This is a genomic window from Rhodoblastus sphagnicola, assembly GCF_002937075.1.
GTDB classification, from domain to species: Bacteria; Pseudomonadota; Alphaproteobacteria; order Rhizobiales; family Beijerinckiaceae; genus Rhodoblastus; species Rhodoblastus sphagnicola.
In genome coordinates this window covers 1-6,581 of sequence record NZ_NHSJ01000050.1, presented here as the reverse complement: position 1 = coordinate 6,581, position 6,581 = coordinate 1, and the positions used below count along the sequence as shown (strand labels likewise).

Annotated in this window: 9 protein-coding genes and 1 pseudogene; 7 read left to right on the top strand and 3 right to left on the bottom strand. The window is 61.1% G+C overall.

Translation table 11 applies throughout. The annotated features are described in order from the left end of the window. On the top strand, positions 1-213 hold a 213-nt coding region (locus tag CCR94_RS25655; protein ID WP_206605801.1), incomplete at its 5' end, for a hypothetical protein. 436 nt (positions 214-649) lie between these two features. On the opposite strand, the gene CCR94_RS08055 is transcribed toward CCR94_RS25655, so the two are convergent. After that, positions 650-1,111, bottom strand: a complete 462-nt coding sequence (locus CCR94_RS08055) for a hypothetical protein (protein ID WP_146089900.1) — start codon at positions 1,109-1,111, stop codon at positions 650-652. Between the two features lie 78 nt (positions 1,112-1,189). Between CCR94_RS08055 and CCR94_RS08050 the strand changes: the two genes are divergently transcribed. Genes CCR94_RS08050 through CCR94_RS08040 form a run of 3 tightly spaced genes read left to right on the top strand, consistent with a single transcriptional unit; the run spans position 1,190 to position 3,317 of the window. Then, the gene (locus CCR94_RS08050; RefSeq protein WP_146089899.1) at positions 1,190-1,672 is read left to right on the top strand and encodes a hypothetical protein; all 483 of its coding nucleotides are present in this window, start codon (positions 1,190-1,192) and stop codon (positions 1,670-1,672) included. Continuing rightward, positions 1,672-2,253, top strand: coding sequence for a hypothetical protein (locus tag CCR94_RS08045; protein ID WP_104507361.1), 582 nt, complete (start codon positions 1,672-1,674; stop codon positions 2,251-2,253). Before CCR94_RS08050 ends, CCR94_RS08045 begins: the two co-directional genes overlap by 1 nt. Positions 2,254-2,258: 5 nt before the next feature. Then, the gene (locus CCR94_RS08040) at positions 2,259-3,317 is read left to right on the top strand and encodes a hypothetical protein (RefSeq protein ID WP_146089898.1); all 1,059 of its coding nucleotides are present in this window, start codon (positions 2,259-2,261) and stop codon (positions 3,315-3,317) included. A 16-nt stretch (positions 3,318-3,333) separates the two neighbouring features. On the opposite strand, the gene CCR94_RS24470 is transcribed toward CCR94_RS08040, so the two are convergent. Beyond that, positions 3,334-3,543, bottom strand: a complete 210-nt coding sequence (locus CCR94_RS24470; RefSeq protein WP_146089897.1) for a hypothetical protein — start codon at positions 3,541-3,543, stop codon at positions 3,334-3,336. Positions 3,544-3,594: 51 nt separating this feature from the next. After that, positions 3,595-3,750, bottom strand: coding sequence for a hypothetical protein (locus CCR94_RS24985; RefSeq protein ID WP_158254668.1), 156 nt, complete (start codon positions 3,748-3,750; stop codon positions 3,595-3,597). A gap of 13 nt (positions 3,751-3,763) precedes the next feature. Between CCR94_RS24985 and CCR94_RS08035 the strand changes: the two genes are divergently transcribed. The 3 genes and pseudogenes from CCR94_RS08035 to CCR94_RS25650 form a co-directional block, all read left to right on the top strand. Continuing rightward, positions 3,764-5,812: a hypothetical protein gene (locus tag CCR94_RS08035; RefSeq protein ID WP_146089896.1), complete on the top strand. Its 2,049-nt coding sequence runs from the start codon at positions 3,764-3,766 to the stop codon at positions 5,810-5,812. 120 nt (positions 5,813-5,932) lie between these two features. Then, positions 5,933-6,316 carry a hypothetical protein gene (locus tag CCR94_RS08030; RefSeq protein ID WP_104507358.1) on the top strand — a complete coding sequence of 128 codons (384 nt, stop codon included), beginning with the start codon at positions 5,933-5,935 and terminating at the stop codon, positions 6,314-6,316. Positions 6,317-6,319: 3 nt separating this feature from the next. Beyond that, a pseudogene (locus tag CCR94_RS25650) lies at positions 6,320-6,581 on the top strand (hypothetical protein); the annotation flags it as partial.

Genomic DNA, 6,581 nt, shown 5'->3' with positions numbered 1-6,581 from the left:
CCCGTTGGTAAGAGGCGCCTTGATCTCTGGCTTGATGCATGGATTTACGAAGCTCGCTCAGGTTCAACCCCAGCGAGTCTCAACTATTCCAACGAAAACCGCCATGTGGGAGGCTCGTGCCGCTTACAGTGCATCACGATTACTGGCGGCTCCGCAGTCTATGCGATCGCCGCGTCGGGTTCCGAGACCGTTCCCTTCCTCGATGTTTATTGATGCGTCTCGTTCGCTTGTGGTCGTGACCTTGACGTTCGCTTCAGCGCAAGTCGCGGAGGCGCGGCAATGGAACGAGCCGCCGCTATTCGCCGCCCAGCGTCTCTGCAATGCTGGCGGAGCCGCCGATCCTCGGAGGCGGGGGCGCATGCTTGTCGGGAAGCGCATATGTTCAGCCGGCATTGGTGAACAATTTCGCGGTCACACTTGGCGACTCGCGCACCGCCAATTCAGCGGCCTTTCCACCTTGGTCCGGCAGCACGCTCACTGTTTCGACCGATTGTTCCAATGGGTATGCGGGATGGCTGTTCCCGCTGTCCGGCAACAGGTTTCTGGCGGAAGTCGGCTGGAACTACGGCGTAGGCGCGCAGACGACGGCTGGTATAGCGGGTCGGCTTTATTCGACGACGTAAAATTGCAATGACGCCTCGACGATCGGTTACGTTTGTTTCAATGGCGCCAGCGCAACCAACAGCTCGGCGATCTCGCCCAATCCGGGATCGTCGCTGACGATCAACCTGACGGGGGTGAGCGGCGTCCCGACCGCGGGCGACTGCATCACCATAGCCAACGTCACCAATTTCGGCTGCCAGATCACGTCGTTCAACAGCGCCGCGCCGAGCGTCACCGTCCCGGAGAACTGCATCACCGCCTCCGCCGCCTCGGGCGTCGGGGTGGCGTTCGCCCATCCGGCGACGGCATCAGCCTTCGTCACCTTCGCGCCCTTCAACGCGACGAGTTCCTCCGGCGCTTCCATCGCCGATCTCGACACCAACAAGGTGAATGGCGGCGCTATGGACGCGCCTATTCCATCGTGAACGATCCCGCGCAGGTGGTCTTCCTGCTCGCCGGCGCGAATGACGGCAATCGTGGCGCGATCAACGGCATCCGGCGCGGGCATAGGCCCGACCGTCGTGAAAGGCGCGCCCTATATGGCGTCGAGCAAAACCCCTTCAGGAATGGCAACGACGGCTTCGTCTTGCAGGCGCAGGGCTATGCCGGCTCCGGCGCGCAGGTCACGCTGTCCCATCCCATTCAATCGCCGATCGCCGTGACCTTTTCAGCCGGCCAGTCCCATCGTGCGATTTGCCGCGCGAAGGTCTCGGCGGGTCCGAATGGCCATCTCCACGGCGCGGAGAGCATCGCCGTGAAATATTACGATCAGACGACGGTAGCCTTCGCGCCGCCAGGTCTCGCCTCCAGCGCTTACACGCTCTGGTCCGCGCGACATGGCGAAAGTTCATTTGAATTCAGTGATGTCAACATAGCGAGCGAAGCTCCCGGCGTGACAAGCACGAGCCTTGGCAATGTTCTGACGCCGGATGAACTGACGCCGACAACCAGTGCCGGGAACGCGGGGACCATCACCTCGCAACTCGCTTTCTACGTGACCTATGCCGCGGGCGATCCGGTGTCCGCAACCATCCGTCTGCAATCTTGCCGGGCCATGCAGGTGTCGTAATGACCACGATCTACAATCTTCGCGCGTCGACCAATGTTTCGTTCAGATGGACGCGCGACCTTTCGAGCCTATCGGGCGTTTATGACGTCGCCGCCTCAATCATTCGCATGCAGGCGCGCGTGTCGGCCGGTTCGGCCGATCCCCCCGTTTACGAGTGGTGTTCAAGCAATGCCCAGGGCGGCCTCGCGTCTTTCAACGCGGCGACGGGCCTCTGCATCTTCTCTGCGTCGGAAACGGACATGGAGCAAATGCCAGCCCGTCTCGTCTATGATTGCAGGCTGGAATTGACCAGCGGCGCCATTATTCCCCTGTTCGCCGGTCGCCTTGTTTTCGCGCTGGGCGTCACGCGAACCGCATCGACGTCAAACGCGGACGGGACCTCTGTCCTGACAGACACGGTTACGGTCGACGGCGAGGCCGACAACGCGCCAGCGCCGCTGCCCCTGGCGCTCTCGGCGGTTCTGGCGATTGCGCAGAACGCGGAGACCGCCGCGCAAGCTGCGGCGGCGGCCGCTACCCAGGCGGCCGCGCAGGCGTCTTCCGCGTCGAACAGCATCATTCCAGTTCTCATTTACGGTTGATCGCCATGAAGCAGGTTCTCATTCCCGCCGCATTCAATCCTGCGGCGCGGACAGTCGACTTTTCCAACGTCTCCGGCTTTGTCCCCGCGAGATTGCTCGCCATCGTCAATTCTTCGGCCCGCGCTGTCATTTATGACCCGACCTCTTTCGGCCTGGGCATCACCTCCATTTCCGGATCGGTCATCACGCTTCAGGCCAATGTTGCCGCCCAGGGCGCAAGCGATCGCGTCATCGCCTTCTACGATGATGGGAAAAGCGCCGCGACGGCGGCCATGCAACCGGCCCTCAACGCCGACGGCGGCGCGCTGTCGCATGTCACCAATTTTCCTTCGACCCAGACGATCGCCGGCGCGGTAACGGCGACCGATGGCGGCGCGCCGATAACGGGCGCGACGCTGCCGACGGGCGGTTCTGGCTTGACCGGCTGGCTTTCCGCGATCTGGTCGAAACTTTCCGGCACGCTCGCCGTGTCCTGGACGGGGCAGAGCGTGGCGGCCACGCAATCCGGCGCCTGGTCGGTTTCGGTCAGCAATCTTCCCACCACGCAGGCGATCAGCGCGACGTCGCTGCCATTGCCCTCCGGGGCCGCCACGGCGGTGAACCAGCCAGTTCTGAACGCCGACGGTGGTTCTCTCGCGCATATCACCAATTTCCCGTCGACGCAGACGGTGAGCGGCTCCGTATCGGTCACGAATTTGCCGTCAACCCAAGCGGTGTCCTGGTCGGGTCAAACGGTCGGCGTTTCAAGTCTCCCGAGTCTTCCCGCCGGCGCCAACACGATCGGCTCGGTCAATGTCGCCAATTATCCCGCCAGTCAGACGGTCTCGGATACACAGAGCGCGCCATTTTCGGGCGTTGTCGCGATGACCGCCGGAACGGTTTATGGGGCGCAACGATCAGTCGGCGTCCTGTGCACATCCTCCGGAAATGTGCAGTTGCAACTTTCCGACGGCTCCGGCCTCACTTTGCCGGTCGCTCCGGGTTGGCAGACATTCCCTTTTGCGGTGGTTCAGATCGTCGCGGCCGGAACCACGGCGACCGCCAGCTTCTTCAACTTGAAATGAGGGTCGAAATGCTGCGTTACGGGCTCCTCTCCTCCATTGCCTTCATCGCTTTGTTCGCGTCAAATCCTTCGGCTTTCGCCGTGCCGAGCGGCCAGTCCGCGCCGCTCGGCGACGCCTCCGCATTGACGATCACCGGCTCCGGCTCGACTGTGCCGCGCACGGCGGCCGCGCGGGCGGCGGACGAAACCAATGCGCTGGATTTCTCCAGCTTCCAGGCCGCGGTCACTCGGGCGACCGCCGCAGGGAAGACGCTTCGACTGCCCGCCGGCGCCTATTCCTACACAGGCGGTTCGCTACAGATTACCGTTCCGGTGGTTTTCGAAGCCGGCGCCCTTCTGTCGTGCAACGCCAACATCAGCTTCACCAATACGGTCACGGCCTCGCGCAACCGGATTTTCGCTTCGGGCTGCACGCCCGATTTCTGGGGCGACAAGAAGCAGTCCTACGTGTTTCCGGAATGGTGGGGCGCCGCGGGCGACTCGGCCTGCACGGCGGGCTCCGGGACAGACAGCACGTCCGCTTTCGCCAATGCGATCGCTTCCGGCGCCGCGCAGATTTCCTTGGCTGGCAACGCGAATTATCGTTTCACCGGCCTTTCGACGACTCGCTCGCACCTCTCCATCGTTGGGGCGGATCGCGGTTCAACCTTGATGTGCCAGGATGACGCGACCGGCGCGCTCGACGGGCTCGCGCTCTCCGGGGCCGGCGGTCAGAACACGATCAAGGACATCAACTTCAGCCGCATCCAGAGCGCGATCGGTTCGGTCGCCTCGGCTTCCGTCGTCGCGGGCGGTTCCGGCTATGCGGTGGGCGACACCCTCACAATGGCCGGGGGCGTCTTCGCGACGGCGGCGGTTCTTAAGGTGACGAGCGTTTCCAGCGGCGCCGTGACCGGGGTTTCCGTTCAGACGGCGGGCGCCTACACTCAGGCCGCGCCGCCAACGGCGACCATGACCATCACGCCCGCCGTCGCGCAAGCCTCGACGTCTGGCGGCGGAACCGGTGCGACGTTCAAATTGCGCTGGCAGGGTCCAGCCGATGTGCGCATTCAAGACGGCTATTTCGTGACGATCGAGCACAACACCTTCGCCGGCTCCGGGTCGTGGGATCATATCAGGATCGAGGGCGCCACCACCAATCCGAATCAGATCTATATGGAGCGCAACCAGATTTTCACTGCGAACCATGACAATATTTCGATCTACGGTCCGTCCAGCAGCGCTGTGCCTGGTGATATATACATAGAAGATCATAACTATATTAGCGGAGCTGTTTTCGCCGGCATCGAAATATATGGCTATACGAATGGAATATTTGAGACGGCGAACACGGTTTATAACAATAAATATGGAAATTATTGGGATGCCGGATCCGCAAACTACATACAATCCGCAAAGATAAGATCAAATGACATCGACACAAATTCGTCAGGTGATTATTATTTTGGATTGGCTGATGTACATTATCAGCAGAATTGGCACTCCGACGTCTCTCCGCTTGTCTGTACGAGTTGCGTGAACCTTCAGGCGGAAGGAAATAATTTCACGATAGGCGCGGGAACCGCTGCTGCGATTTTCAACGGAAGCTTGTCGATTCACTTCGACGGCAACAATTTCACAGGCGGCTTGGCTCCAATCCAGGTCAACCCCTATAACGGAACGCAATCGAGCCAACTGACCTTCGCGGCGTCGAACTGGTCCTATGGAGGCGGCTATTTTCTCACGACAACCGGAACGCCGTCGCAGATCACGGTGGGCGTTCAACTGACCAGCACGGCGCAGGCCATCGTCGCGCCGACCTCGACAATCAACAACCTCACCATCGTCGGTTCGGAAAGCCCGGACAACAATTCGAACAACCCTTTTTCTTCAACGCTTTGGGGCAAGGGCAATACGGTCGGGGCGGAAGAAAGCGCGGCGGGCGGCAATGGCAACCAGGTCTATGGCTATGGCTCGGTTGCTTTTGGGGCCAGCAACAAATCCGGCGGATCATTCTCTTCGGCCAACGGTTACATGGCCAATGACGATTCGCTTTACGGCGCGCGTTGTTTCGCAAGCGGCTCAACGACAGGCGGTTCTGGCGGCCAAGAGCTGTGTCAGCATGTCCTGAGGGCGCGCTCGACAAGCGCGAGCGCCGTTCGTCTGACCTCGGACGGTAGCTCGGCTGGCGCATTCAATTGTTTGAATCTTCCTGACAATTCTCATTCTCAGTTCATGATCATGGTGTCGGGCTTCAATCCGACCGCAGTCTCATCTGCGAACTGGTCGTCCAACGGGCCGAATATCCTGACGCGCGCAAGTGGGGTCTCCAGTGTCTATTACACCGGTTCCTACACGTCGCAAACGACGGCGCCAGTCGGAACCGGAACTGGAACATCGGCGAAACTCCAGCTTTCAGCCGACACGACGAACGGATGCCTGAACGTGACGATCACGCCGCCCGATTCCAATACATGGGATTGGGAGGCCGCCATCGTCAGGCTGAAGATGCAGTAACGGTCGCCATCTCCTGATCTAATCCAAGGACACCCCAAAATGATGAAACGTTCGCTCATCGCGTGCGCGCTTGCGCTTGCGTTCATGACGCCGACAACGACCAGATGAAGGAATCGCCCAATGCAATGGAACAACGGCAACGGCACGATTTCGCCGGGTGTAGTCATCGAGGATGGCTCCGGCAATAAGCTGGGCGCGTCGTCCAATCCGATGAATGTGCAGGGAGCGATCTCGTCCGCCAATCCATCGACGGTCTTCGCCTTCCGCCAGACAGCGACGTTGAGCGCCGCCGCGCTCCCCTCGCAAGTCGTCGTCAATGGCGTTGTATGCACGGCGCTCTCCGCAAACACCGGGACCATTTACGTCGGGGGCGTCGGCGTCACGACATCGACGGGCTATCCGCTGGTCGCGGGGCAATCGATCTCCTACGCGGCGACCAACGCTTCGGCCATTTACATGATCGGTACGAACACGACCGACGTTCTCGCCTGCACGGGGAATTAGGCCATGAAACATTTATTCCGCGGGCCTCTTCTCTCGCTGTTTTACGTCGCGCAGCTTTCGGCTCCGGCGCTTGCTTTCCCGCCGCAGATTCCGCCGCAGGTTGTGCGGCATACGAACGTCGTCACGTTCACGAGTTCAGGCGTTTACACGCCGACGCCGGGGATGGTTTACGACGATGTTTACGCGGTTGCAGGTGGAGGATCTGGCGGATCGGGCGCGCTCCAGGCTGCGAGCGTTGCTTGCTCTGGCGGTGGAGGGGGCGGGG

Excerpts from the sequence above, each read along its gene's own strand:
- CCR94_RS08030 (WP_104507358.1), top strand. The coding sequence starts at position 5,933 with ATGCAATGGAACAACGGCAACGGCACGATTTCGCCGGGTGTAGTCATC.
- CCR94_RS08055 (WP_146089900.1), bottom strand. The coding sequence starts at position 1,111 with ATGCCCGCGCCGGATGCCGTTGATCGCGCCACGATTGCCGTCATTCGC.
- CCR94_RS08045 (WP_104507361.1), top strand. The coding sequence starts at position 1,672 with ATGACCACGATCTACAATCTTCGCGCGTCGACCAATGTTTCGTTCAGA.
- CCR94_RS08040 (WP_146089898.1), top strand. The coding sequence starts at position 2,259 with ATGAAGCAGGTTCTCATTCCCGCCGCATTCAATCCTGCGGCGCGGACA.